At 65.8% G+C, this 26,421-nt stretch carries 21 protein-coding genes; 8 read left to right on the forward strand and 13 right to left on the reverse strand.

What is annotated here, in order from left to right; genetic code table 11:
- Positions 1 to 34 precede the first annotated feature (34 nt).
- From J2Y49_RS07695 to J2Y49_RS07715, 5 genes are all read right to left on the reverse strand, one after another.
- Entirely contained in the window at positions 35 to 415 is a 381-nt protein-coding gene (locus J2Y49_RS07695; protein ID WP_310113786.1) for a response regulator, read from the reverse strand.
- Positions 408 to 1,979 carry an ATP-binding protein gene (locus J2Y49_RS07700; protein WP_310113789.1) on the reverse strand — a complete coding sequence of 524 codons (1,572 nt, stop codon included), beginning with the start codon at positions 1,977 to 1,979 and terminating at the stop codon, positions 408 to 410. Before J2Y49_RS07700 ends, J2Y49_RS07695 begins: the two co-directional genes overlap by 8 nt.
- A gap of 208 nt (positions 1,980 to 2,187) precedes the next feature.
- Positions 2,188 to 3,795, reverse strand: a complete 1,608-nt coding sequence (locus tag J2Y49_RS07705) for a peptide chain release factor 3 (protein ID WP_310113790.1) — start codon at positions 3,793 to 3,795, stop codon at positions 2,188 to 2,190.
- Positions 3,796 to 3,950: 155 nt separating this feature from the next.
- Positions 3,951 to 4,991 (reverse strand): aspartate-semialdehyde dehydrogenase, encoded by a 1,041-nt coding sequence (locus tag J2Y49_RS07710; protein ID WP_310113792.1) that lies wholly within the window; start codon positions 4,989 to 4,991, stop codon positions 3,951 to 3,953.
- Between the two features lie 408 nt (positions 4,992 to 5,399).
- Positions 5,400 to 7,898 carry a glycogen/starch/alpha-glucan phosphorylase gene (locus J2Y49_RS07715; protein ID WP_310113793.1) on the reverse strand — a complete coding sequence of 833 codons (2,499 nt, stop codon included), beginning with the start codon at positions 7,896 to 7,898 and terminating at the stop codon, positions 5,400 to 5,402.
- 190 nt (positions 7,899 to 8,088) lie between these two features.
- Here J2Y49_RS07715 and J2Y49_RS07720 point away from each other — a divergent pair, with 190 nt between their 5' ends.
- From J2Y49_RS07720 to J2Y49_RS07730, 3 genes are all read left to right on the forward strand, one after another.
- Positions 8,089 to 8,646, forward strand: coding sequence for an N-acetyltransferase (locus tag J2Y49_RS07720; protein WP_310113796.1), 558 nt, complete (start codon positions 8,089 to 8,091; stop codon positions 8,644 to 8,646).
- Between the two features lie 478 nt (positions 8,647 to 9,124).
- The gene (locus J2Y49_RS07725) at positions 9,125 to 9,598 is read left to right on the forward strand and encodes a sigma-70 family RNA polymerase sigma factor (RefSeq protein ID WP_085089358.1); all 474 of its coding nucleotides are present in this window, start codon (positions 9,125 to 9,127) and stop codon (positions 9,596 to 9,598) included.
- 361 nt (positions 9,599 to 9,959) lie between these two features.
- Positions 9,960 to 11,651: a HAMP domain-containing methyl-accepting chemotaxis protein gene (locus J2Y49_RS07730; RefSeq protein WP_310113802.1), complete on the forward strand. Its 1,692-nt coding sequence runs from the start codon at positions 9,960 to 9,962 to the stop codon at positions 11,649 to 11,651.
- A gap of 72 nt (positions 11,652 to 11,723) precedes the next feature.
- Here the strand turns inward: J2Y49_RS07730 and J2Y49_RS07735 are convergent, their stop codons facing one another.
- Positions 11,724 to 12,590 (reverse strand): SDR family oxidoreductase, encoded by an 867-nt coding sequence (locus J2Y49_RS07735; RefSeq protein WP_310113804.1) that lies wholly within the window; start codon positions 12,588 to 12,590, stop codon positions 11,724 to 11,726.
- 363 nt (positions 12,591 to 12,953) lie between these two features.
- Between J2Y49_RS07735 and J2Y49_RS07740 the strand changes: the two genes are divergently transcribed.
- From J2Y49_RS07740 to J2Y49_RS07750, 3 genes are all read left to right on the forward strand, one after another.
- Positions 12,954 to 13,163: a hypothetical protein gene (locus J2Y49_RS07740; RefSeq protein WP_310113805.1), complete on the forward strand. Its 210-nt coding sequence runs from the start codon at positions 12,954 to 12,956 to the stop codon at positions 13,161 to 13,163.
- 94 nt (positions 13,164 to 13,257) lie between these two features.
- Positions 13,258 to 14,769 (forward strand): hypothetical protein, encoded by a 1,512-nt coding sequence (locus tag J2Y49_RS07745; protein ID WP_310113806.1) that lies wholly within the window; start codon positions 13,258 to 13,260, stop codon positions 14,767 to 14,769.
- A gap of 123 nt (positions 14,770 to 14,892) precedes the next feature.
- Positions 14,893 to 16,068 (forward strand): glycosyltransferase family 4 protein, encoded by a 1,176-nt coding sequence (locus tag J2Y49_RS07750; RefSeq protein ID WP_310113807.1) that lies wholly within the window; start codon positions 14,893 to 14,895, stop codon positions 16,066 to 16,068.
- Between the two features lie 40 nt (positions 16,069 to 16,108).
- Here J2Y49_RS07750 and J2Y49_RS07755 read toward each other — a convergent pair whose 3' ends face one another.
- Positions 16,109 to 17,452, reverse strand: coding sequence for a tetratricopeptide repeat protein (locus J2Y49_RS07755; RefSeq protein WP_310113808.1), 1,344 nt, complete (start codon positions 17,450 to 17,452; stop codon positions 16,109 to 16,111).
- A 592-nt stretch (positions 17,453 to 18,044) separates the two neighbouring features.
- On the opposite strand from J2Y49_RS07755, the gene J2Y49_RS07760 reads away from it, so the two are divergent.
- Together J2Y49_RS07760 and J2Y49_RS07765 are read left to right on the forward strand one after the other, a co-directional pair.
- A complete protein-coding gene (locus J2Y49_RS07760; RefSeq protein ID WP_310113810.1) occupies positions 18,045 to 18,740 on the forward strand; it encodes a transglycosylase SLT domain-containing protein in 696 nt (231 codons plus the stop codon).
- 106 nt (positions 18,741 to 18,846) lie between these two features.
- Entirely contained in the window at positions 18,847 to 19,689 is an 843-nt protein-coding gene (locus tag J2Y49_RS07765; RefSeq protein ID WP_310113812.1) for a 23S rRNA (adenine(2030)-N(6))-methyltransferase RlmJ, read from the forward strand.
- 113 nt (positions 19,690 to 19,802) lie between these two features.
- Here the strand turns inward: J2Y49_RS07765 and J2Y49_RS07770 are convergent, their stop codons facing one another.
- From J2Y49_RS07770 to J2Y49_RS07795, 6 genes are all read right to left on the reverse strand, one after another.
- Positions 19,803 to 20,465, reverse strand: coding sequence for a phasin family protein (locus J2Y49_RS07770; protein ID WP_310113814.1), 663 nt, complete (start codon positions 20,463 to 20,465; stop codon positions 19,803 to 19,805).
- A gap of 244 nt (positions 20,466 to 20,709) precedes the next feature.
- Positions 20,710 to 21,714: a branched-chain amino acid ABC transporter permease gene (locus tag J2Y49_RS07775; RefSeq protein WP_310113816.1), complete on the reverse strand. Its 1,005-nt coding sequence runs from the start codon at positions 21,712 to 21,714 to the stop codon at positions 20,710 to 20,712.
- 4 nt (positions 21,715 to 21,718) lie between these two features.
- Positions 21,719 to 22,606, reverse strand: a complete 888-nt coding sequence (locus tag J2Y49_RS07780; RefSeq protein ID WP_194914446.1) for a branched-chain amino acid ABC transporter permease — start codon at positions 22,604 to 22,606, stop codon at positions 21,719 to 21,721.
- Between the two features lie 108 nt (positions 22,607 to 22,714).
- Entirely contained in the window at positions 22,715 to 23,938 is a 1,224-nt protein-coding gene (locus J2Y49_RS07785; protein ID WP_310113817.1) for an ABC transporter substrate-binding protein, read from the reverse strand.
- A 211-nt stretch (positions 23,939 to 24,149) separates the two neighbouring features.
- Positions 24,150 to 25,442, reverse strand: a complete 1,293-nt coding sequence (locus tag J2Y49_RS07790) for a sodium:proton antiporter (protein ID WP_310113819.1) — start codon at positions 25,440 to 25,442, stop codon at positions 24,150 to 24,152.
- Positions 25,443 to 25,742: 300 nt separating this feature from the next.
- Positions 25,743 to 26,216 (reverse strand): MarR family winged helix-turn-helix transcriptional regulator, encoded by a 474-nt coding sequence (locus J2Y49_RS07795; RefSeq protein WP_012974024.1) that lies wholly within the window; start codon positions 26,214 to 26,216, stop codon positions 25,743 to 25,745.
- Between the last annotated feature and the right edge of the window lie 205 nt (positions 26,217 to 26,421).

Consider the following 26,421-nt stretch of genomic DNA (forward strand, 5'->3'; position numbering starts at 1 on the left):
GCCGCCAGTCGCCGCCTATTGCCGCCGTCCTGCCTCAAGCCTCCAGCGGCAGGCCGAGCATGCGGTGCAGCGTTTCGCAGATGATGCGGGGGTTCACCGGCTTGCTGAGAATCTCCAGCGGCTTCCAGCGCTCATGCTTCAGATCGCTGTCCTCCGTCAGATAGCCGGTCATCACCACCACCGGCAACGCAGCATCCCGGTCGCGGATTTCGCGGATCAGGGTCTGCCCGTCCATGCGCGGCATGCGCAGGTCGGTCACCAGCGCATGGACCTGCTCACGACCGTAGCGTTCCAGCGCCTCCGCACCATTGGCGGCGACGGTTACGCGGAAGCCCTTGAGCGACAGGAAATCCTCAAGCGCCATCGCCGCGAGGACTTCGTCCTCCGCGATCAGGATGTGCAGCGGTTCAGGCATGCGACAGCTCCCTGTCGGAGGAGGAAACCGGCTGGCTGGGCAGGGTTATGGTAAAGCGGACGCCACGGCGCCCTCCCTCCAGATCGACGTTACGGGCATCGATGCGGCCACCCATGCCGTCAATGATGCCATAGCCGATCGACAGGCCGAGCCCCGACCCCTTGCCGACCTCCTTGGTCGTGAAGAAGGGATCGAAGATCTGGGGCAGAACCGACGGGTCGATGCCGCCGCCGTCGTCGGTCACCTGTATGGCGACGTTCTGACCATCCCGGTCGTCGCTGACAGCCACCATGATGCGTCCCGCCTCCCGGCCCGTTGCACGAAGCGCGATGATAGCATCGCGCGCGTTCGAGAAAAGGTTGAGAATCACCTGCTCCAATTCAAGTGGGCGCCCGGTCACCGGGAGTTGCGCCGACGTGGCACTCTCTGTGATCTCGATGTCCTCCAACGCATACTGGTGGCGCACCATCTCCACCGCGGTCTGGACGCAACGGGCGGGGGTGAAGGCCCGCATGCCGCCGCCGTCCCGACGGCCGAAGGTGCGGACATGGTCAATCAGCTTGGCCATGCGGTCGGTCTGCTCGATCACCAGGGTCAACGACCTTTCAGCCCGCTGGGGCTCCAGCAGATTGTCGCGCAGGCGGGACAGCATGTTCTCCGTCCACAGGCGGATGACGTTCAGCGGCTGGCTCATCTCATGCGCCATGCCGGCGGCCAGCGTACCCAGGGTCGCCAGCTTGGAGGTCTGGACCACCTCCGCCTGCAAGCGCTTGCGCTCGGTCACGTCGCGGCCGCTGCCCAGGATCTGGACGACACGGCCGGCGGCGTCCTTCACCGGAACCAGCATGGTGTGGAAGACGCGCTGACCGACCGGCAGGTCCAGGGTCTCTTCGTAATCGATGCTCTCGCCGCCGTCCCGGCAGGCCACGTAGCGGGAGATGACCGAAGCCGCGGCCTCCGGCGCCAGCGCGTCGCGGACGCGGCGGTCGCGCAGCCGCTCCGGATCCAGGCCGGTGGCCCGCGCCAGCGCCGGGTTGATCGCCTCATAGGCGAAATCGCCGTCGGGCAGGACCTGGACGATAAACAGCGACTCGGCCAGATTGTTGAAGAAGCTGGAATAGCGCATCTCCATCTGGCGGCGGATGGCGATCTCCTGCTCCAGCGCCCGGTTGGTCGCCTCCAGCTGCTTGGGGCTCGGCAGGGCAAGAAGGCGCGGCATCAGCCACCACAGGGCCGCGGCGGTCGCAAGCGACGCGAACGCGGTGATCACCTTGACCAGCCCCTCCAGCACGTAATCTGGGCTCCACAGCGTCCACACGCCGAGGAAATGGGTGGTGCCGCAGGCGATGATGAACAGGGCGAACAGGATCGCCATCCAGCCGAATTCGACGTCGCGCCGACGCATGACGAAATAGGTCAACGCCACCGGGATGGAGAAGTAGGACAGGCCGATCAGCACGTCCGAGGCGACATGCAGCGCCAGAATGTCGGGCCGCCACAACAGGCAGACGCCATGCGGCACCAATCCGCTGTTGTCCAGGAGTTCGTCCAATCCCAACGCCATGACCGCCTCATTTCCGACCCTGTCCGTCCGACGGAGGCCATTGATTACGTGTCGAAACTGTTAAGCGCACTTGCACACGTTCCGACACCGGACCGACGCCGTCAAGCGGTCCGTCCAGCTGGGAAGTCCGGTACGTATTTCAGTGGGTAAAAGGGAGCCCGCCCCAGGGTTCAGCCAGGGGCGGGCGACAGGAAGAGCGTGCTGTCCGTCAGGCCGCGGTATGGACCTTGCGGTTCTGTTCGCGCGTCTTCAGGAACCGCAGCGCCGGGAAATCCTCCTGCGCGCGGTTCAGGTGCCAGGCGTTGCGCGCCAGGAACACCAGGGCGCCGTCATGGTCCTCCGCAAGCGCCGAGCGGTTCAGTTCGATGAACTTTTCCAGCTGGGCCTTGTCGTCGGTCTCGACCCAGCGGGCGGCGTCCAGACCGGCCCCCTCGAAGCGGGCGGCGATGCCGTATTCCGCCTCGATGCGCGAGGCCAGCACCTCGAACTGCAGTTGGCCGACCACGCCGACGACCCAGTCGGCGCCGGTCAGCGGCTTGAACACCTGGGAGGCGCCCTCTTCGGCGAAATGCTCCAGCGCCTTGCGCAGGTGCTTCACCCGCATCGGATCGTCCGGGCGGACGCGCTGCAGCAGTTCCGGCGCGAAGCTGGGCACGCCGGTGAAGCGCAGATCCTCGCCCTCCGTCAGCGTGTCGCCGATGCGAAGGCTGCCATGGTTGGGGATGCCCATGATGTCGCCGGGCCATGCCTCTTCCGCCACCTCGCGGTCGCGGGCCAGGAACAGCACGGCGTTGTTCACCGCCATCAGCTTGCCCGAGCGGATGTGCTTCAGCTTCGCACCGCGCTTGTAGCGGCCGGAGCAGAGGCGGACGAAGGCGATGCGGTCGCGGTGGTTCGGGTCCATGTTGGCCTGGACCTTGAACACGAAGCCGGTGACCTTCTCCTCGTCCGGCTGGACGGTGCGCGGATCGGCCGGCTGCGGACGCGGCGGCGGGGCGTTCTCCGCCAGACCGGACAGCAGTTCACGCACGCCGAAATTGTTGATGGCGGAGCCGAAATAGATCGGCGTCAGATGGCCGGCGCGATAGGCCTCCAGATCGAAGGCCGGCATCAGGCCGCGCGCCATCTCCACCTCTTCGCGGAGCTTGGCGACGGCATGGGCGGGCAGCAGCTCGTCCAAACGGGGATCATCCAGGCCGTTGCACTCGATGCCCTCGTCGATCTCGTCGCCCTTGCTGCGGTCCATCAGGATCAGCCGGTCGCGGATCAGGTCGTAGCAGCCGAGGAAGTCGCGGCCCATGCCGATCGGCCAGCTGGCCGGCGTGACCTCCAGCGCCAGCGCGCTCTCGATCTCCGAGATCAGGTCGAAAGGATCGCGTGCCTCACGGTCCATCTTGTTGCAGAAGGTCATGATCGGCACGTCGCGCAGACGGCAGACCTCGAACAGCTTCAGCGTCTGCGTCTCGATGCCCTTGGCGCCGTCGATCACCATCACAGCGCTGTCGACTGCGGTCAGCGTGCGGTAGGTGTCCTCCGAGAAGTCCTCGTGGCCCGGCGTGTCGAGCAGGTTGAAGGTCCGCCCATCGAAATCGAAGGTCATGACCGAGGCGGTCACCGAGATGCCGCGCTCGCGCTCCACCTTCATCCAGTCCGACTTGGCGCGCCGTTGCTCGCCGCGGGCCTTGACGGCGCCGGCCATCTGGATGGCGCCGCCGAACAGCAGCAGCTTTTCCGTGAGCGTGGTCTTACCGGCGTCGGGGTGCGCGATGATGGCGAAGGTCCGACGGCGGGAGACGGCGTCCTGAAGTTCGGACATGCGCAAAGTCCCGTGACAAGAGAAGGTGATCTTATGAACGGCCCAAGGGCCGACAGGCGAACGGAGAAAGGGCCGACAGGCGAAACACGCCCATCGGCCCCCGTCGCATTACATAGCAGTGCCGGCCCTGGGATTCCAGAGCCTTGGGTCTCTGCTTACAGAGCCAGCTCGGCGATCTGCACCGCGTTCAGGGCGGCGCCCTTCAGCAGCTGGTCGCCGCAGACGAACAGATCCAGGCCATGGTCGCCGAACACCAGGTTGCTGCGGATGCGGCCGACCTCGACGTCGTACTGGCCGGTGGCGTTCAGCGGCATCGGATAGGCGCCGTTGGCGGGATCGTCCACCACCTTCACGCCGGCGGCATCGGCCAGGACGGCGCGGGCGGCGTCGGGCGTGACCGGCTGGATGGTCTCCAGCGTGATGGCTTCGGAATGGGCGCGGTAGGTCGGGATGCGGACAGCGGTGCAGCTGACCAGCAGGTCGGGGACCTCCATGATCTTCCGCGTCTCCCACGTCACCTTCATCTCCTCCTTCGTGTAGCCGTTCTCCTGGAAGGCGTCGATCTGGGGGATCAGGTTGAAGGGGATCGGGTGGCGGAAGACGCTGTTGGTGACCGGCTTGCCGTCCAGCTGGTTGCGCGTCTGCTCCTCCAGCTCGGCCATGCCCTCGGCTCCGGCGCCGCTGGTGGCCTGATAGGTGGAGACGATGGCGCGCTTGATGCCGAAGGCCTTGTGCAGCGGCCCGAGCGCCACGACGGCGATGGCCGTGGTGCAGTTCGGGTTGGCGATCAGGCGGGAGCCGTTGGCGTACGCCTCGCGGAAAACGTGGGCGTTGATTTCCGGAACGATCAGCGGAATGTCGGCGTCGTAGCGGAAGGCGGAGCTGTTGTCGATCACCAGCGCGCCGGCCGACGCCAGATCCTTGGCATGCGCCTTGGCGAAGTCGCCCGAAACGGCCAGCAGGACAACGTCATAGCCCTTCACCACCGCGGCGTCGAAGGCCTTCAGGGTCAGGGCGCCGTAGGGGGTCTCCTGCACCTTGCCGGCGGAGCGCTCGGAAGCGAACAGGCCGAGCTCGGCGACCGGGAAGCTGCGGTCGTGCAGGACCTTGACCATCTCGCGGCCGACGGCGCCGGTGGCGCCGACCACGGCGACGCGGAGGGACTTGGAGGAAGCGGAGGCGTTGTTGCTGCTCATGTCGGGGTTCCGTCCTGTCTATCGCACTGTTGATCGGACCGGCCTATCGGTCGTTCGGACAGCGGACCCCGGATACGACGAGGCCCCGTCCGTTGTCCGGCGGGGCCTGCCTCGTGGAAGAAACGCTGGTCGATCCGATCAGCACGCACCACGACGCTGCCCGCCGAAGCGAGTCGCTTTTTTGGTCGTAGTGGTGGTGATGGCCTTGCGGTTCATGGTGGATGTCATAGCCCAATGGAGGGGGGCTTGTAAAGCGCCGGTTGCGGTTCTGCTGGGGCGTTTGCCCCCACCCTGACCCTCCCCCGCTGGGCGGGGGAGGGAATTGGACCCTTGTCGGCGTTCGGCGGCAGTCCCTCCCCCGCCCAGCGGGGGAGGTTAGGTGGGGGTTTAACTCCCCACCGAAGAAAGTTACCGGAATCCCTCGCCGTCATGGTTGGGGTGCACCGGGTGTACGTCCCAGATCTCCCCGGCGTACTCGTTGACCGTACGGTCGGACGAGAACCAGCCCATGTTGGCGGTGTTCAGGATGGCCTTCCGGGTCCATTCCTCCGGGTCGCGGTACAGCTCCATCGCCGCATCCTGAGCCTGGCAGTAGTCGGCGAAGTCGGCCGTCACCAGGAAATGGTCGCCGCCGTCGGTCAGTGCCTGGACGATCGGGTGGTAGCGGTTGCGGTCATCCGGCGAGAAAGCGCCGGTGGAGATCATGTCGAGCGCCCGCTTGAGGCTGGGGTTCGACGCGATCACCTCGCGCGGGTTGAAGCCGCCGCTGGCGCGCAGGTCGTTCACCTCGTCCGCGGTCATGCCGAAGATGAAGATGTTGTCCGGCCCGACATGCTCGCGGATCTCGACGTTGGCACCGTCCAGCGTGCCGATGGTCAGCGCGCCGTTCAGCGCCAGCTTCATGTTACCGGTGCCCGACGCCTCCATGCCGGCCGTGGAGATCTGCTCCGACAGGTCGGCGGCCGGGATGATGATCTCGGCGGCGGTGACGTTGTAGTTCGGCAGCAGCACGACCTTCAGGTTGTCATGCACCGACGGGTCATGGTTCACCACCTTGGCCACGTCGTTGATCAGTTTGATGATCAGCTTGGCCATGTGGTAGGACGGCGCCGCCTTGCCGGCGAACACCTTGGTCACCGGGACCCAGCTGACCGTCGGGTTGTCGCGCATCTCGTTGTAGAGCGCGATGGTGTGCAGCACGTTCAGCAGTTGGCGCTTGTACTCGTGCATGCGCTTGACCTGGACGTCGAAGATGCTGTCGACCAGCACCTCCTCGCCGGTTTGGCGGGCGATGTAGGCGGCGAGGCGCTTCTTGTTCTTGCGCTTGGCCCGGCGGAACTCCTCACGGAACACCACGTCGTCCGCCTTCTCGCGCAGGGCCGAGATCTGCGACAGGTCGGAGATCCAGCCCTCGCCGATGCGGGTGGTGATCAGCTCCGACAGGGCCGGGTTGGCCTGCTTCAGCCAGCGGCGCGGGGTGATGCCGTTGGTCTTGTTGTTGATGCGGTCGGGGAATTCCTCGTGGAAGTCGGCGAACACCGTCTGCTTCATCAGTTCGGTGTGCAGGGCCGACACGCCGTTGACCTTGTGCGAGCCGAGGAAGGCCAGATTGCCCATGCGAACGCGGCGCTCTCCACGCTCGTCGATCAGCGACAGGCGCGACAGCTTGGCATTGTCGCCGTCCGCCCGCGCCTTGGTGCGGTTCAGGAACTTAGCGTTGATCTCGTAGATGATCTGCATGTGGCGCGGCAGCACCCGCTCGATCATCCGCACCGGCCAGGCTTCCAGCGCCTCGGGCAGCAGGGTGTGGTTGGTGTAGGCGAAGGTGGCGCGCGTGATGTCCCACGCGTCGTCCCAGCGCAGGGCGTGCTGGTCGACCAGCAGGCGCATCAGTTCGGCGATGCCGATGGCCGGATGGGTGTCGTTCAGCTGGATCGCCGCCTTGTTGGGCAGGTTCTCGAAGCTGGAATGATGTTGCAGATAGCGGCGCAGGATGTCCTGCAGCGAGGCGGAGGTGAAGAAATACTCCTGCTTCAGCCGCAGTTCCTTACCGGTCTCCGTCGCGTCGTTGGGGTAGAGGACGCGGCTGAGATTCTCCGACAGGATCTTCTGCTCGACCGCCTTCATATAGGCGCCGTCGTTGAAGTGGCCGAAGTTGAAGTCGCGGGTGGCGCGGGCCGACCACAGGCGCAGCGTGTTGATGTTCTCGCCGCCGAAACCGACGACCGGCGTGTCATAGGCCATCGCCAGCACGCGGTCGGCATCGACCCAGCGATAGGCGCGCTCGCCCACGCTGTCGCGGAACTCCTCGACGCGGCCATAGAACTGGACCGGGTACAGCACCTCCGGCCGGGCGAATTCCCACGGATTGCCGAACTGCAGCCACTGCTCCGGATACTCGACCTGCCAGCCGTTCTCGAAGCGCTGCTCGAACAGGCCGAACTCGTAGCGGATGCCATAGCCGTAGCCGGGGAGCGCCTGCGAGGCCATGCTGTCCAGGAAGCAGGCGGCCAGACGGCCGAGGCCGCCGTTGCCGAGAGCCGCGTCCGGCTCCGCATCGACCACGTCCTCCATCGACAGGCCGAGGCGGTCGAGAGCCTGACGGCATTCGTCCATGATGCCGAGGTTCGACAGGCTGTTGGTCAGCAGGCGCCCGATCAGGAACTCGAGGGACAGGTAATAAACGCGCTTGGCGTCTTCCTGGTAGTAGCTGCGCGTCGTGTCCATCCAGCGGTCGACGACGCGGTCGCGCACGGCCAGCGCCACGGTGTGGAACCAGTCGCGGCGGGTGGCGGCGCGGGCATCCTTGCCGACCGAATAGACAAGCCATTCCAGGAACGACCGTTTCAGGCCGTCGACATCCAGGCTGCGGCGTTCGATGTCGCGAGATTTAAACCGAGCGTCCATGTCCTGACTTTCTGCTTGAAAGGCCAATAGGAGCGGGCGGCTGGAAGGACAGCGCTCCAACAGGGGGCCAACATGGGGTGGAGTGTCGGCGCTGTTGGTTAAACAAAGCTTTCCCCACGCGGACCATACCGTCGTTTCACTGTGGTAAAAGGGAGTAGAGTGGCACCCCCTCCCCTTTTTCCCGTCAACGATGCGTCACGAAATCGATCCTGTCCACTGCGATGCAGCATGCATCGTCATCCGCCGCGCCACAGTGGCCGACATTCCCACGTTGCTGGCGATCGAGGAGCAGAGCTTCGCGACCGACCGGATGACGCGGCGCAACTTCCGCTATGCGATCCTGAAAGCAAAAGGTGTGGTCCTTGTGGCCGACTGCCAAGTGGGCGACTGGTCGGGAGACCGGTCGAACGACTGCCCGTCCGACATAGGGAGCCGGCCGGCGGCCTACGGCGTGCTGGGCTTCCACGCGGGAACACCCCTCGCCCGCCTCACCTCTTTCGCCGTGGAGCCGGGCTGCCGGGGCCGGGGTATCGCCCGCCGCCTGCTGTCGGCGCTGGAGGATGCCGCGGCGGCCCATGGCTGTAGCGGACTGCGGCTGGAAGTCCGGGCGGACAACACGGCGGCGATTGCGCTCTACACCGCCGCCGGCTACCGCCGCTTCGCCGTCTATCCCGCCTATTACGAGGACGATATGGCGGCGCTGCGCCTGGAAAAGCCGCTCGCGGCGCGCTCCCCGGCCACCTCCTGACTGTTGCGTTCCGGCACCGCACGGCGCGTTCGGTGGTGGTAAGCCCGGCAAGCGGAAACGCGACCGGAATCTCCGCGATCTGCCACCGATGTCACTCTTTCCGAATCCGGCGGTGGAACATCCCCGGCGGACGGCGCGTTTAGCTCCCGACACGATCAACGACGGGCAACAACGGGACCGCCTCAATGACGCCACCGCCGACCGGATCGTTCCGCGATATCCCGCCGGGATCGCCCCAGGGATTGTCCAAGAGAGTGCCGGCCAGAGTCGAATGACGGGCCGGCAGATGGCATCCCACCGGGCAGCCTGACGCCGCAGGACCTAGACAGCTTCGATCCTCAGCCTTTCGAACCGGCAGCGCCCCGCTCGCGCGCCGGAACACCAAACGCCGTCTCTGCTTCGCGCCCCGCCACCGATAGAAGGGCGCCGCCGCTCTACCGGCCGGCCGGGACGAACAGACCGTGGAGGAAGAATGACCATGGCGTACTCGTTCGAAAACGAACTGATCCGCTGCATGCCGAACCTGCAGCGCTATGCCTGCAAACTGACCCGCGACGCCAACGCCGCAGAGGACCTGCTGCAGGACTGCCTGGCCCGAGCCCTGTCTCGCCAGCATCGTTTCGAACCCGGCACGAATATGCAGGCGTGGTTGACCACCATGCTGAAGAACCTGCATTTCAACAACCTGCAGCGCGACCGCCATGTGACGAAGGTCGAGTTGTGGGACGGCGCGATGTCCGTCGATGCGGCGCAGATGTCGCGTCTGGTCTTCCGCGACGTCGACCGCGCCTTCTCCTCCCTCACCCCCAGCCAGCGCAAGGTGGTCAAGCTGGTCGCCATCGAAGGCCGCCCCTATCAGGAGGCCGCGGAAACGCTGAATGTCTCCATCGGCACCATCCGGTCCCGCCTGTGCCGCGCGCGGGAACGGCTGAACAACCTGATGACAGCCTGATTTCATTTCCTCTGCGGCCGGTCCCGTCCGGCAACGCCATGCACCCTCCGCAACCTGTTGCGGGGGGTGCTTGCATTCGGGCATAGCGTCACACGTTCAGGTGAGAAATGGCTGCCATGCATCTGTGCAGAGGTTGATCCAGATCACTGCCTCTTACCCAACAACTTAATATTTTGGTAGAGTTGAAGAATTATTTTAGATATCCAAGACGCCGGAATAATATCCAGCAAATCGCTTAATCACTGCGGCGTTAATCCATTGTTCATATGAGGATGGCCTATACTTGCGCTGAATGCGAGTCGATCGGTGTTTGCATCGATCACATCCAGAACACCAGTTCGCTTAAGTGTGGGTGATAATCATGAATCCGTTGTCGCGAATCGGGATCGGTCCGAAGATCTATTTTGTCGTATTTCTTCTCAGCGTGGTGGCGGTCGGCTTGGCCGCCTTCATGGCCAACACGCTGAATCGCGTGGATTCGAACTATTCCAATCTGATCACGACCGACATCGAATTCGCCCAGAAACTTGAACGGATGCGCGGCGACGTCGCGAATCTGGGCCGCGAGATGAACAACGTCCTGCTTCTTCAGGAGCCGGCCGGACTTCCCGGCTTGGCCAAGTCGCTGAACGAAATCCAGGCTGCGATCGCGGCATCCAATGCGGTCGTCGCCCGTCTCGCCAAGCCGGATGCGACGGCGACCGTCGGCCGGATGACCGACATGCTTGCCTCGATCAAGCGCGCCCTGCCCGAGGTGATGGCGCTGAAGGAAAAGGGTGACCAAGCCGGTGCCGCCGCCCTTTACGCCAAGGAATGCCGCCCGCTGGTGGTGGAGACCTTCAGCATCGCCGCAAAGCTGGCGGACGACGTGAATGCCAGCGTGCAGCGGTCCTCCGACCAACTGAGCGACGAGACCGACGCCGTCATCGCCTGGGCCATCGGTGGAATGATCGCTGCGATCTTCCTTGCCGCCGCCACCTCGGTCGTCATCGCCGTCTTCGGCATCCGCCGCCCGATCACGGTGCTGAACGACGTGATGGAGCAACTGGCCAAGGGCGACGCGACGGTGACGGTCGCCGGCGCCGATCGTGGGGATGAGGTCGGGTCGATGGCCCGCACGGTGGAGGTCTTCAAGCAGAACCTCCTCAACAACCGCCGCATGGAGCAGGAGGCCAAGGACGCCGAAGCCCGCGCCGCGGCGGAAAAGACCCGGACGATGAACGCCCTGGCCGACAGCTTCGAGGCGAGCGTCCGGGGCGTGGTCGGCGCGGTGTCGTCCGCAGCCACCCAACTGCAGAGCAATGCGGAGAGCATGTCCTCCACCGCGGAGGAGACCACTCGTCAGGCCGCCTCCGTCGCCGCGGCCAGCGACCAGACTCTCAGCAATGTGCAGACGGTGGCTTCCGCTGCCGAAGAGCTGGCGAGTTCCATCAGCGAGATCGCCCGGCAGCTGGAATCCGCCACCCGCATGAGCCGGTCCGCGGTGGACGAGGCGCAACGCACCAACGACACCGTGGAAAGCCTGGCACAGGCGGCGGAACGGATCGGCAGCGTCGTGCAGCTGATCCAGGAGATCGCAAGCCAGACCAACCTGTTGGCGCTGAACGCCACCATCGAAGCGGCACGCGCCGGTGAGGCCGGCAAGGGCTTCGCCGTCGTCGCCAGCGAGGTGAAGAGCCTCGCCAACCAGACCGCGCGGGCGACCGAGGAAATCTCCGGCCAGATCCAGGCGATCCAGAAGGAGACCCATGGGGCCGTCGGCGCCATCCGCGGCATCGCCGACACGGTCCAGCAGGTCAACCAGATCGCCACCTCCATCGCCTCCGCGGTGGAAGAGCAGACCGCCGCCACCGGCGAGATCTCCCGCAATGTCCAGCAGGCGGCCCAGGGCACGGCGGAGGTGTCGCGCAGCATCATGGGCGTCAACGATGCCTCGCAGGAGGCCGGCCGCTCGGCGGCCGACGTGCTGCAGGCCGCAGGCAGCCTCGGCAACCAGGCGCAGAGCCTGCGCGAGTCGGTCGACGCCTTCGTCGCCCGCATCCGCAAAGCCTGACGGCATCGCTCCGAAAAATCCCCGCTGCGCCGGAATCGACGCAGCGGGGCCTTTGCGTCCGGCCGGTGCGCGTCAGCCGTTGACCACCGTTCCGCCGTTCGGGTGCAGGACCTGACCCGACATATAGGAAGAATCGTCCGACGCCAGGAAGACGAAGGACGGCGCCACCTCGTCCGGCTGGCCGGCCCGCTTCATGGGCACGTTGCCGCCGAAGCTCTCCACCTTCTCCTCGTCGAAGGTCGAGGGGATCAGCGGGGTCCAGATCGGCCCCGGCGCCACCGCGTTGACGCGGATGCCGCGATCGGCCAGCGCCATCGACAGCGACCGGGTGAAGGCGACGATGGCGCCCTTGGTCGCCGAATAGTCCAGCAATTCCGGACTTCCCTTGTAAGCGGTGACCGAGGTGGTGTTGATGATGCAGGCGCCCTCGTGCATGTGCGGCAGGGCGGCCTTCACCATGAAGAACTGGCCGAAGATGTTGGTACGGAAGGTCCGCTCCAACTGTTCGGCGGTGATGTCCTCGATCGACTTCTGCGGGTGCTGTTCGGCCGCGTTGTTGATCAGGATGTCGATGCGCCCATGCTCGCCGATCATGCTTTCCACCGCCTTGCGGCAGGTTTCCTCCTGACCGACATCGCCGCTCAGGATCTTGCAGGGCTGGCCCTCCGCCTCGACCAGCCGGCGGGTCTCGCGGGCATCCTCATCCTCGTTCAGGTACAGGATGCCGACCTTGGCGCCCTCGCGGGCATACAGCACGGCGATGGCGCGGCCGATGCCGCTGTCTCCGCCGGTGATCAGCGCCACCTTGTCGCGCAGCTTGCCGCTGCCGCGATAGCCGGGCCGGGTTTCCGACGGCTGGGGATCCATCGGCGCCTGATGGCCGGGCCGGCTGTCCTGGTGCTGCGGCGGCTGCCTGCTCTCCTGCTGAGCCACGGGCATTTCTCCTTTCACAGTACCCCTGACGGGGCGCGGACGGGATGCGTTGCACAATCACAACAGCCCCGATTGCGTCGCGTTCCGCCCCGTCACCGGCTGGAACAATCAGCAACACCGTCCTGTTACTTGGCCGGGCGACGCGAAAGAGGATGACGGTGCCGGATTGCTCGCCTCGAAAGGGAGCAGTGATCGCGCCGTTTGTCGGACTGGTATGGCCGAGGATCATGCCCATAAGATTGGGTAGGCGTCCTTTCGGCCGGTCTTTCCGGAAACGGCGGAGCCACCGGACATGTCACGGTTGATCGTGTCCCAGGGGGAAAAACCCCGGCGACCCATCCGGGAACGACAGAGATGAAGCGTGTGACGATGACTGATATCAACGCCTATCTGGACGGCGCCCTCGACGAACGGGAGCGCGCGGCATTCGAGAGCGTGGTCGAGAGCGATCCCGACGCAAAGGCGCTGCTCGCCCAGCATCGCCAGCATGTGGAGGAACTTCATCGCCTGTATGACCCGGTTCTGAACGAACAGGTCCCGCCCCGCATGCTGGAGTTGCTGCGCAAGCGGAAAGGCTGAGCCCTCGCGATTTTCCTCTCCGTTCCGCGGCGCCATGCGCTATGGGATGCGGTGATGCCCCTTTTTTGGGGGAGCGGGTTCGGACGGATGAGTCATGGCGCGCAGACGAGCGGAGCCGAGCATCCTGCTCGGCCCCATCCTGTATTTCCGCGGTGAACAGCGCGACCGATGGTGGCTGTCGGCGCTGTTCGTTTTGGACGGGGAGGTCGAACCCGACGACCTGCGGGTGGACGGCGTCACCCTGCCGGTTCCCCCACGCCACCTGACGGTCTGGCGCCGCCACCACGTCTGGCGCTTCGACTTCGCTGTTCCCCGCGGCATGCGCGACACCAATGTCACCTATGGCTTCCCCGACGGACCCCACTGGACAGTGGTCGTTCCGGGCCGTCAGTCATTCCCACGCATGGCTATTCTGTACGGAAGCGGAATGACAGGCGCGACGAAGGGCGCAGAGCCTTCGGATGGTGGGGCACCGCCGGCGTCCCCGGCACTCTGGCGCGATCTTCTCGCCGCGCATTCCGTCGACCGCTATCACCTGCTGATCCAGGCCGGCGGACAGGTCGATGGCGATGCCGTGCTGGCCGCCGCCCCGCAGGCAGCCTCTCTGCTGGGCGACGCTTCCCGCCGGCTCGGTCCGCCTCTGCCCGGCGTGGCGGAGGAACTGATGTCCGCCGGGTTCGACCGGATGCTGCGCGGGTGGAGCGGTGCCGCGGCGGCGGCCGTGCTGGCCTCGATCCCGTCGGTGATGATGTGGGATGGCTCCGACCTCGGCCGGCTGCTGGCCGGCGCCTGGGGCGGCCGGGAGGACGGCGATGCTGCTTCGCGCAGCCTGCGCCCGCTGCTGGTGGCGACGCGCCGGCAGGCCCAGCTGTTTCAAACCGGCTCCGTCGCCGATTCTCCGCCCGATTGCCTGTGGGGGGCTGCCTGCGGAACGCTCGCACAGGGCTTCATCATGGGAGAGGCCGGGTTGCTGGCGCTCGACCTGTGGACCGACCGCAATGCCCGCCGCATCCTGTCGGAGCGTGACTGGAGCCTGCTGCCGGACTGGCTCGATCGCTTCGCCGCTTGCCGGCACCTGATCCTGGTCAGCGGCGCTCCGCTGCTGGTTCCCGCCGCAGCTGCGCTCGACCGACTGGGTGCGGTGCTGCCGGCTCCCCTGCAGCGCCGGTTGGCGCGGGGGCTGGGCGATCACTGGACCGCGCCGGGTCGCCATGCCGAGTGGGAACGGATGCTCCGCACGCTCGGCGATTTTTCCCGGCGGACCGGCTGCCGCATCACCGTCGCGTCGCGTGGCCTGTCGGGTGCCGCCGGCCGGGGGGTGCTGCGCGGCGGCGGGCTGGAGATGTGGCAGCTTTATGCCCCCCGCTTCGCCGTCTCTCCCTCTGTTGCCCGGCCGGGCTGGCGCACCCGGCTGGCGGAGCCGCTCGCCACCCGGCCGGATCACCCCCTGCCCGCCCACAGGTTCGAGATGCCGCCCTTCACCGATGGCGGCCGACGGCTGCTGCACGGTTCCGGATGGATCGCCTGCAGCTTCGACGGCAAGGGGCAGCTTCATGCCCGCTGGTGCCTGCCGGCCGACGCCGGCCGCTACGCACAGGCCATCTAGCCCGACACCTCAACCAATCGGCCCTGCATTCCGCGCCTTCTCCACGCCTGACGTGCATATCCGGTTGAAAATCCTGGTTCTGCGCGTCTAGGCTGCCGCTCTCACCCTTTGCCGCAGGCCGCCATGACCCGCCGTTTCGCCCTGACCTGGCCGCTGTCCGAGATCCATGGATGGGGGCTGGTCGGTGTCCATACCGCTCTGTACCTGACTGCACAGGGCATGCGCCCGCTTCTGCTCGACGCTCCCATGATGGACAGCCTGCGGCCGGAAAACAGGACGGCGCTGCAGCCCCTGGAGGACGAGCATCGCCGCTACATGGAGGCCGCCGCCCCCTACGGCGACAGCACCATCGTCATCCCGGATGCCGACGTTCTGCATGCGCTGGGCAACGGGTTCGTGACCGGGGAGCCTTCCCGCCGCTTCCGCGGGCATCGCAACATCGGCGTCATCGCCTTCGAGGATACGAACTTCAGCGCCGAGGTGCTGGCACGCGCCCGCGCCTTCGACCGCATCGTGGTGCATTCCACCTACAACCGCGACCTTCTGCTGGAACAGGGCTTCGACACCGTCGGCCTCGCCTTCCAGGGCGTCGACCCGACGGAGATGCGCCCACTGCCGCCCTCGGGGCGCTTCGGCGACCGGTTCGTGGTGTTTTCAGGTGGGAAGCTGGAATACCGCAAGGGGCAGGACATCGTGCTGATGGCCTTTCGCGCCTTCCAACAGCGCCATCCAGAGGCCCTGCTCGTCACCGCCTGGCAAAGCCCCTGGCCGGAGGTCGCCTTCACCGTCGCCGACTCGCAGCTGACCCGCACCCCGCCGGACATCGGGCCGGACGGGCGGCTGCAGGTGGTGGAGTGGGCTGCCCGTTACGGCCTGCCCGCCGGGTCGGTGGTCGACCTCGGTCTCGTCGGCCGCGCCGAGATCGCTGCCGTCATGGCCGACTGCCACGCAGCGGTCTTCCCCAACCGCTGCGAGGGCGCGACCAACCTCGTTGCCATGGAGGCGATGGGCTGCGGCGTGCCGGTGGTGCTGTCGGCCAACACCGGTCATCTCGACCTGATCGGCCCGGCCGAGGAACCGCGGTGCTGGCCGCTGTCGAAGCAGACCCAGCTGTTCCACAAGGGCGACCGCAAGGGCTGGAAGGAATCCTCGGTCAACGAGTTGGTCGCCCATCTGGAAGCGATCCATGCCGACCGGGAGGAGGCGAAGCGCCGTGCCGACCGCGCCCTTGCCTTCATCCAGGGCGAAAGGACCTGGACGCATTTCGCCAAGTCCTTCGTCGATGCCTGCGGCGCCTGACGGCGCGATCCCGTCATTGGCGCCTGACGGCGCCAGCCCGTCACCGGGCGGCGCATTCCACCACGAACAGCAGCCCGGCGACCGGAACGCCTTTCTCGCGACGCGGCGCGCAGGGCTCCATCAGGCGCACGGCGAAGCCGGCCTCCTCCGCGCTGCGGCGGACATAAGCTTCGGCATGGGCGTAGCGGCGGGTTGCACCGAGGGCGAACTCCTGTGCCGACTCGGCCGGCAGGCGCTCCACCGTGGCGGCGAAATGGCCACCCGGCGGCAGGGCGCAGGCCGCCGCCGCAAAGACCGGAGCAAGGTCGCCGATATAGACCAGCACGTCGGCCGCGACCAGCAGGTCCCAACCGCCGGCGGAACGCTCCATCTCCTCCACCACGTCGCCGACGCCGAGTTCATCGTAAAGGCCGCGCTGCCGCGCCTTTTCCACCATGCGCGGCGACAGGTCTACGCCAGCCAGATGCGCCGCCAGCGGCTTGAAGGTGACGCCGGCCAGCCCGGTACCGCAGCCGAGATCCAGGATCCGCAGGCCCGCCGCCACCGGAACCACCCGGTCCACCGCCGCCCGCAGCAGATCGGGCGCCGCATAGCCGAGCTTGCCGACCAGATCCTGGTCGAAACGGTCGGCATAGCGGTCGAACAGGGCGCGGACATAGGCGGCCGACAGGTCGGCGCCCTCCCCGGCCTCCAGCGCCGCGATCAGCCGTTCCATCGGCGCGGCCTCGTCCCCCTCGGCGACATCGCGCGCATGGCGGAGCGCGGACAGCGCCTTCGCCGGTTCGCGCAACGCAAGCCAGCAGCGGCCCAGCGCATGGTGGACCGCCGCATCATCCTCATACCGCCGGCCGAGCGGCTGCAGCAGTTCCACCGCCGCCAATGAGTCACCGGCCATCGCCAGCGCCTCGGCCAGCGCCAGCACGGCGGCGCGGTCGTTCGGGCGCAGGGCCACGGCCTCACGGAACTCGTCCAGCGCCTCATCATGCCGGCCCAGCGCGGACAGGCAATGGGCGAGCCCGAGTCGCACCGCGGCCGAATCGCTCCGTTCGACTGCCAGCACACTATATAGAGCATGCGCAGAATCGGTTTCGCCGCACTGCCGCAGGGCATCGGCCAGCATCAGCCGCCATGTCCATTCGGCGGGATCCAGCATCACGGCGCGCCGGTAGCAGGCCGCCGTCCGCTCCGTCAGCCCCGCCCCGCCACAGGCGTCGGCCAGCGCCGCCCATGCTTCGCCATTCGCGGGATCGGCGGCGGCGGCCATCCGGAATCCACGGACTGCTTCGGTAAAATTCCCGGCATAGAGCCGGTCGTAACCGAAGCGGAACAGTTGATCGAGATCGGGAGCGGACGACGCTCCGCCGAAGGACGGATCCGCGGACAAGGGGTTGGATTCCTCTGAGGTCGGGCCTGCACGAACGGGTTGCCGCCGGCCCGCAGGGCTCCGCATCCGCCTGCCGCCGTGGTGGTCGATCGGACCCAAGGCGGCATCTTCGAACCCGGCCCGCCCGAGTCCAGGCAAACAAGGCGGCGGAGTTTACTGCCCCAACATGCTGCGCCGCGCAAGGGGGTCGCGAAAATCATCTGGAAGTGTGATTCCGGCGACACGCGGTCGCAGTAGCCCCTTTTTCATCCCCTGTACGGAAGGCAGACCAAGATCATCGGAACATCCCTTTCGATATCGCCGGCAAATGTGGCGATTCAAAGGCTTATACCCACAACCGAAGGGCCTAGACCATCGGCCCGGCGCCTCTGCGTGACATCTGACGGACGAAAGCTGTGGTATTACCAGGGTGCAAGGCGGTTGACGATGGATCAAATTTTTGGAAGTGTGGCCGCGGCGCCCGATTGGGAGGCGTCGAACATCTGGGTAGGAGGCGGTCGCCGTAAGCGACTCGGTGACCGGAACAACGGCCCCGCGCGGGGGGTCAAACAGCCGCCGTAGAACACGGGGCGACATCAGAAGGAGGTTTGGGATGCGGGGACGAAATCAGCGCGTATGCGCCACAGCGGGTGGACGCTTCGCACTGGCTGCGGGACTGCTGACGGCCCCCCTGGTGGCGCTGACGATGGCAACTCCCGCCCAGGCCCAGACCGCGACCCCGTCGCTCGCCAAGGAAAGCTGCGTCACCCACGCGGTGGAAGCCGAACAGAAGCTCGGCATTCCCTCGGGCATGCTGGTGGCGATTGCGCTGGTCGAAAGCGGTCAGGACGGTGCGCCGCATCCCTTCGCGATGAGCGTGCAGGGCCGTCCCTACTACGCCCGCAACGTCAACGATGCCGCCCGCCACCTGCGCGACCATCGCGGGCAGCTTCGCTCCAACACCTATGTCGGCTGCATGCAGCTCTCAGTCGCCTCGCACCGCGGCGAGTTCCAGCCGCTGGAAAAGATCGTGGAGCCGCGTGACAACGTGTTTTACGCCGGCCAGCTTCTGGTCCGCTTCCATGGCGAGGAAGGCAACTGGAAGACCGCGCTGGCCCGCTACAACGGCGGTTCGGGACGCCGTGCCCAGGCCTATGTCTGCAAGATCTGGCAGAGCCTGTCCGAACTGGATGCGCAGAGCGCGAAGCTGCTCGCCTCCTCCCGTTGTGAAGACACCGATCCGGTCAGCGTTGCCCCCGGCACCCGCCGCAGCTTCCGTAATGCCCAGCAGGTCGCCGCGATCAACTGATCTCCGGCCCGAATCGCGCGTTCAAATCCCGCATCGATACCCGCATCGACAATGCCACTGGCATGACCGCTGGCGCGAAGCGGCGTGATCGGGTAAACCCCGGCGCATGAACTATCGCCACATCTTCCACGCCGGCAACCCGGCCGACGTGATGAAGCACGCCGTCCTGGCGCTGATCCTGGATCATCTGCGCGCCAAGCCGGCGCCCTTCTGCGTGCTCGACACCCATGCCGGGATCGGGCGCTACGACCTGACCTCTGAACCGGCCCGCAAGACCGCGGAAAGCGACGACGGCATCGGCCGCCTGTGGGGACGGCCGGCATCCCACCCGGGGCTGGCCCCCTATCTGGATGCAGTGCAGGCGTTGAACCCGGACGGCTCCTTGCGCTGGTATCCCGGTTCTCCCCGAATCGCGCGCGCCGCCTTGCGCCCGCAGGATCGCATGGTCCTGGTGGAACTGCATCCCTACGACGCCCACAGCCTGAAGGCTGAGTTCGCCGGGGACCGCGCCGTGTCCATCCACCAATCGGACGCCTACACCGCGCTGAAGGCGCATCTGCCGCCCAAGGAGAAGCGCGGTCTGGTCCTGATCGATCCGCCATTCGAACAGCCGGACGAGTTCGCCCGCATGGCCGAAGGGCTGGCGTTGGCCCACCGCCGCTGGTCCACCGGCATCTTCGCCCTGTGGTATCCGATCAAGGAGCGGGCGGCGGTCTGGCGGTTCCAGGATGCGGTGGAGAAGACCGGCATCCCCAAGGTGCTGATCGCCGAGCTGACGTGGCACCCCGAGGACACCCACCTGCGCCTGAACGGCTCCGGCCTGCTGATCGTCAACCCTCCCTGGAAGCTGGACGAGACGCTGAGGAGCATGCTGCCGGCCCTGCACGACGCCCTGCCCTCCACCGGCGGCGGCGCGTCGGTAAGTTGGCTGACGCCGGAGGCTTCCTGACCGAGCAACGCCGGAGGCGTCGTAAAAGAAGCATTCGGCGCAGAAAAAACCCCGGTCCTCGCGGGCCGGGGCTCAGGTCAGGATGGAGACCGTTCCTTTTGGGATGGTGGAGCTTAGAAGCGGCGCTCCGTCTGCTGGGCCGCCCCTTCGAGGCGGGCGTTCAGCTTACCGATCGCGGTGCTGGCGGTGTTCGCCGACAGCTCGGAAATCTTGACGCTGCGGCTCAGCACCAGTTGCATGTTGTCCTTCAGCATCCGGCTCTGCGTCGCGTAGAAATCCGGGACCGTGCGGCTGCGCATCAGCGCGTTCATGCCCTCGGCATTGCGGCTGGCGACTTCCTGGGCCAAGCCCATCCATTCGCGCCAGGCGTTCTGCCAGCCGTCGGCCAGCACGCTGCCGCACTGGACCATGACGTCCATGGTCTCGCGTGTCTGGCTGGCGACCTCGCCCTGGGCTTCCTTGGACAGGCCGAGAGCGCGCTGCAACTGCTCCGACGTGCGGCCGGCGACATCGCTGGCCGTCCCCATCACCGTGCGGGCGGTGTCGGCGGTGCGGCGGGTCATGTCGGCACCGGCGCCCATCACCTTCTGGCTGGTCTCCGCGCCGGCATCGGCGGCCTGACGGCCGGTCTCGGCCGCCTCCTCGCCCATCGACCGGGCGGCGTCGGCGGCGCGGCGGGTGGTCGCTTCTCCGGCGCGGGTCATGTCTTCCACCGTGCCCTTCGCACGGTTGGCGGTGTCACGCGTGGTGGTCGTGGTGTCTTTGTCCATGGCCATGCGGGATGCTCCTCGAATTCGTTCGTCCGGGTGGACGCTTCTTCCCAAAGCTCGCGTCGGTCATTTTGCTGCACCGCCGCACGCGTTGAGTTGTATAACACCCGAAAAGCAGATCGTTCCAGGACGCAAAATAATAACCCCGCCCCCTTTCTTTCGAGGTATGCGGTATCTTGAAACCGTATAGTCTTTCTTGCGAAACAGTTCTTACATCACCTGCGATCTTCGTTCGACAATCTTTTCAGAGTCAGTGTTTATTCCCGAGTCTCGCCTTGATTTCGCCGGCTATGCCTCGACGGAAGACCAGAACGCAGACGACGAAGATGCAGCCGATCACCACCGGCACCGGCAGGCTGGTCGCCGCCAGATAGTTTTCCAGCGTCACCACCAGCGCCGCACCGATCACCGGGCCGGACAGCGTTCCCATGCCGCCCAGCAGCGTCATCAGCACCACCTCGCCCGACATCTGCCACGTCACGTCGGTCAGGCTGGCGAGTTGGAAGACAATGGCCTTGGTCCCGCCGGCGAGGCCCGTCAGCGTCGCCGACAGCACGAAGGCGACCAGTTTGTAACGGTCAGTGCGGTAGCCGAGAGACACGGCGCGCGGCTCGTTCTCGCGGATCGCCTTCAGCACTTGTCCGAAGGGCGAATGGACCGCTCGCCAGATGATGGCGAAGCCGATCAGGAACACGGCAAGCACCGTGTAATACATCGCCATCGGGTTGTTCAGGTCGAAGATCCCGAACAGCACGCCGCGTGGCACGCCCTGGATGCCATCCTCGCCATGGGTGAAGGGAAGCTGCAGTGCCAGGAAGAAGACCATCTGGCTCAACGCCAGCGTGATCATGGCGAAATAGATCCCCTGGCGGCGGATGGCGATGCCGCCGAACACCAGCCCCAAAAAGGCCGAGGCCGCAGTGCCCAGCAAAATGCCGAGTTCCGGCGGCAGCCCCCAGACCTTCACCGCATGGGCGGTGACATAGGCGGCACTGCCGAAGAAGGCGGCGTGGCCGAAGCTGAGCAGGCCGCCGAAGCCGATCAGCAGGTTGAAGGCGCAGGCGAACAGCGCGAAGCACAGCACCTTCATCAAAAAGACCGGGTAGAGCAGGAAGGGTGCCGCCAGCAGGCCGGCGAGAACCACCAGCGCGCCGATCCTTGCCGGCGTCAGGCCCCTGTCAGGGACGGAGACCTGTGCGGCGGTACGGGGAGCCTTGGCGGACGCGCGGCCGCCGCTTTGCGAATGAAGGCTCATGCGCTCACCTTTCCCGTCCGAACAGGCCGGCGGGCTTGATCATCAGCACCACCGCCATGATGACGAAGACCACGATGTTCGAGGCCTCCGGATAGAACACCTTGGTCAGCCCTTCCAACAGGCCCAGACCATAACCGGTCAACACCGCCCCCAGAATCGACCCCATGCCACCGATGACCACGACCGCGAATACCACGATGATCAGGTTCGATCCCATCAGCGGCGATACCTGGTAGATAGGTGCCGCCAATACGCCGGCCAGCCCGGCCAACGCGACGCCGAAGGCGTAGGTCAGCGTCACCATGCGCGGCACATTGATGCCGAAGGCCTGGACCAGCACCGGGTTCTCCGTCGCCGCGCGCAGGTATGCTCCCAGCTTCGTCTTCTCGATGGCGATCCATGTGCTGAGGCAGACGACCAGCGACGCCACCACCACCCACCCGCGATAGTTGGGCAGGAACATGAAGCCCAGATTCTGGCCGCCCTTCAGCGCGTCGGGAATGGGATAGGGCTGGCCCGACACGCCGTACTGGTGGCGGAAGGCCCCCTCCACGATCAGCGCGAGACCGAAGGTCAGCAGCAGGCCATAGAGGTGGTCCAGCTTGTACAGCCGCGACAGCAGCGTCTTTTCCAACACCACCCCGAACAGCCCGACGATCAGCGGCGCCAGCAGCAGCGCCCACCAATAGCCGATGCCGAGTTGGGTCAGCAGCAGCCAGGACACGAAAGCGCCCATCATGTACAGCGCGCCGTGGGCGAAGTTGATGACGTTCAGCATGCCGAAGATGACCGCCAGCCCAAGGCTGAGCAGCGCGTAAAAAGACCCGTTGATCAGCCCCAGCAGAAGCTGTCCGAACAGCGCCTGGGGCGGAATGCCGAAAATCGTCCCCATCATGAGCGTCGCTCTCCCCTGCCGCCCCCGCCGCTGCGCCGGCCTTACGACCGATGCGGCGGCGGAGGTGCCGCCCCTTCATGTCATACTTTTGCTCACGTCACGCTTTTACTTGGGCAGCTTGCAGCCGCTCTCCTCGAAGGTGGCGAAAGCCTCCTTGCCGGGGATGGTGCGCAGGATTTCGTAATAGTCCCACGGCCCCTTCGATTCCGACGGCTTCTTCACCCGCGCCAGATACATGTCGTGGACCATGCGCCCGTTGGGCAGGATGGTGCCGTTCTGGGCAAACATGTCGTTGACCGGCATTTCCTTCATCTTGGCGGCGACGGTCGGGCCGTCGTCGGTGCCGGCGGCCTCGATGGCCTTCAGGTAATGCCGGACGGCGGAATAGCTGCCGGCCTGCACCATGGTCGGCATCTTGCCGTGGCGATCGAAGAACTTCTTGGACCAGGCGCGGGTCTCGTCGTTGCGATCCCAGTAGAAGCCGGTGGTCAGCACCAGATCCTGGGCGACCTGCAGCCCCAGCGCATGCACGTCGGACAGGAAGATCAGCAGGCCGGCCAGCTTCTGCTGCCCGCTCTGCGTCAGGCCGAATTCCGACGCCTGCTTGATCGAGGTGATGGTGTCGCCGCCGGCATTGGCGAGCCCGACGATCTTGGCGCCAGACGCCTGTGCCTGCAGCAGGAAGGAGGAGAAGTCGGCGGTGTTCAGCGGTGCCTTCACCGAGCCCACCACCTTTCCGCCGGCCTTCTTCACCTGGGCCGAGGTGTCCGCCTCCAACTGGTGGCCGAAGGCATAGTCGGCGGTGATGAAGAACCAGCTGTCGCCGCCCTCCTTCACGATGGCCTGACCGGTGCCGACCGCCAGCGCGCGGGTGTCGTAGGGCCAATGGAAGCCGGTGGGAGAGCAGGCGTCGCCGGTCAGGCGCGACGTCGCCGGGCCTTCCATCAGGAAGATCGTCTTCTTTTCCCTCGTCACTTCCTGGACAGCCAGGGCGACGCCGGAGTTCGGCACGTCGACGATCACGTCGACCCCGTCCTGGTCGATCCACTGGCGGGCGAGGTTGGATCCGATGTCGGGCTTGTTCTGGTGGTCGGCGGTGATGATCTGGATCGGCTTGCCCAGAATCTTGTTGCCGAACTCCTCCGCCGCCATGCGCGCGGCGATCGCCGATCCCTCGCCGCCGAGATCGGCATAGAGGCCGGAGCGGTCGTTCAGCACACCGACTTTGACCATGTCGCCGGAAAGCTTGCCCTGCTGGGCATTGGCCGGTCCCGTGGCACCGATGGTCAGGGCGGCCAGGGCGGCACCGGCCAAAAGACGTGCGATCATGCGTGAATTCCTCCCCCTCAGCGTTGCGTTGCGCGTGGTTTCGGGAGACTTGCCGGACGGGTTCGTCAGGCGGCCTCCCCGCGCGGTCGCGTCGGCCGATCCGTCCGGATTTCCGGAACCGTCTGGCCGTCCGCGCCGCCGCTTCCCAACCACTATGCAGGGGCATCACGTTGTAAGCGAAGCGGAATTTCAGCTTCACAAACAATTTTCATCAAGGGTCGGGCGAAACACCCGCTTTTTCCATTCGGGGGTGTATGGCGGCGGCTGGCGGCGGGTCCATGGCCTGCCGGCGACGGTCGATCCGTCTCATGATCGGCGTCACGGTCGTGCCGTGGACGAGAATCGAGAGAAGAACGATCAGCCCGGTCACCGCCCACAATGCGTTCGGCACGTCGAATTCAGCGGTGTTCAGGGCATAGGCGACGTAATAGATGCTGCCCATGCCGCGGATGCCGAAGAAGCCGATGGCCAGCTTTTCCCCCAACGGCATCGGTACGCCGACCAGCCCGGCCACCCCCGCCACCGGCCGCACCAGGAACAGGATCACCGCGGTGGCGCCGACCGCGCTCCAGGACAGGGCGTCGATCAGTCCATGGGCGAGCGTGCCGCCGAACAGGACCAGCATAAGCATCATCATCAGCCGTTCGGTCTGTTCGACGAAGTCGTGCAGCCGCTCGTGATACTCGCTGTCCCGCTCGGCATCGCGCAGTGCCACGGCTGCGACGAACACGGCGAGAAAGCCATATCCGCTGACCAGCTCGGTCACCCCATAGGCGATCAGCGTGATGCCGAGCGATACGAAGCCGTCGCCAGTCCGTGACAGGTTGGCCCGATTCGGAATCCTGAAGGTAACGTAGCCGAGGAACCGCCCGATCAGCCAACCGACGCCGACCCCGGCGACCAGCCGCCAAACGACGTCCAGCAACGCCCAATGCTTCAGCATCTCCCAGGGCGGGTTGTTGTTCAGCAGGGCGACGCCGATGGCGAGATGGACGAAGGGAAAGGCCAGCCCGTCGTTCAGCCCGGCTTCCGACGTCAGGCTGAAGCGGATCTCGTCCTCCTCCCCCGATTTGGGCGGGCCGACCTGGATGTCGGAGGCGAGAACAGGATCGGTCGGCGCCAGCGCCGCCCCCAGCAGGATCGACGCCGCCAGTGGGAAATCCAGCCAGTACCAGCCGATCAGCGCGATCATCAGGATCGACAGCGGCATGGTGATGCCCAGCAGCCGCCATGTGATGATCCAGCGCCGCCAGCCGATGCGGCGGTCCAGCTTCAGCCCTGCGCCCATCAGCGAGATGATGACGATCATTTCCGTCAGTCTCTCCGTCGCCTCCGGGAAGGCCAGCGGCTCCGGATTGTCCAGCCGCAGAAGGCTGAAGACCGCATATCCCAGCGCCACGCAGATGATCGGCAGCGACAGCGGCAGTTCCTTCAGCACCATCGGCAGCCAGGCCACCAACAGGATCAGGAAACCGAGCCCAACCATGAGGACGATGTAGGACATGCGCCGCCTGTTCCAGTAAATGCCCCCGACACGGTCTGCTGTCTGGACATCATCCGGGCGCGCAGGAACCGAATCCCGTCAACGCGAAAAGACGCGGAAGGGTTCAGCGACAAAAGTGGAACACTGCGGAAAGATTGCGAAGATGCCGGCTCGTTCGGCTTTGCTTCCCTGCCCCATCCCGTCGGTCTTCAACGGGAAACGCCCAAATCTACACAAAGCAGTGCGAAGGGATGGGAAGCGTGCCTGGATGCCACCCGCGGGAGCCGGAACCGCGGGGGCCGTAGCAAACCCGGCCTGTTTTCAGGCCGCAGACGTCATCGGAAAGCCGCTGTAGTCGAGCGAGGCCGACCAGAAGCGTTCCAGCTTGCGCAGGGTCTCGTTCGCCTTGGTCAGTTCCTCGTCGCTGAAACCGGCCTTTTCCAGGGCGGCCAGATGGCGTTCGAACATGACGCTGATCTTCTCGCGCAGGTCCAGGCCCTTTTCCGACAGGCGGACGCGGACGGACCGGCGGTCGTGCGGAGAGCGTTCCTGTCCAAGATAGCCGTTCTCGACCATCTTCTTGACGTTGTAGGAGACGTTGGAACCCAGGTAATAGCCGCGCGCGGTCAGTTCGCCGACCGTCATCTCGTCTTCACCGATATTGTAGAGGATCAGGCTCTGGACGTTGTTGATGTCCTGGATCCCAAGGCGGTCAAGTTCGGTCTTGAGCACTTCGAGAAAGTGGCGGTGAAGCCGCTCGATCAACAGAATGCTCTCATAATAAGGTTTGCGCACCGCGGTCTCCTTTGGCTCTAACCGGCCGTTCCCCGCGCAAGGACGATACCGGGACCTTAAAGCGAGATTAACCGATCATTCGTCGGCAATCATCCTAATAATTCCGGAAAAAGTCTGGCACAACCCGTCTGTACAGGCGCCTTTCGCCGGGTACCCTCGTCCGAATGTTTTCGACCGGGTGGAGGCCCCGGCATAACCGGAACGG

The organism is Azospirillum sp. BE72, assembly GCF_031455875.1.
Lineage (GTDB): Bacteria > Pseudomonadota > Alphaproteobacteria > Azospirillales > Azospirillaceae > Azospirillum.